The following is a 332-nucleotide window of genomic DNA, read 5'->3' as shown; positions in this document are numbered from 1 at the left end:
CCAGTCAAGGCTTTGATGGGCTTGTCATTGCCACGGATACTGACCCTTCGGGGGAAGGGGACTTGCTCGCTTGGGAAGCCATTGACGCCATTAAATGGACTGGTCCAGTCTTCCGAGCAAACTTTGTTGATGAAAGTGAAAAGGGATTACGAAAAGCCCTTGAGAACTTAAAGCCAATTGCCAACTTTCAAGAGCATGGTCCTTTACAAAAGGGACTTGCCCGTAATCAATGGGACTTTGCCTCGATGCAACTCACACGCGGTGCAACCACGCTGACAAAACAAGCCGGTTATCCCTTTGTTTCGCGACAAGGACGATTAAAGTCGGCGATG

At 49.4% G+C, this 332-nt stretch carries 1 pseudogene; it reads left to right on the top strand.

Annotation, left to right across the window (positions count from 1 at the left end):
• Positions 1-332, top strand: a pseudogene (locus tag AOQ32_RS08535) (DNA topoisomerase); the annotation flags it as partial.

The sequence above is a fragment of the Fructobacillus tropaeoli genome (genome assembly GCF_001047135.2).
Classification (GTDB): domain Bacteria; phylum Bacillota; class Bacilli; order Lactobacillales; family Lactobacillaceae; genus Fructobacillus; species Fructobacillus tropaeoli.
This window is presented reverse-complemented; position numbering and strand designations above follow the sequence as displayed.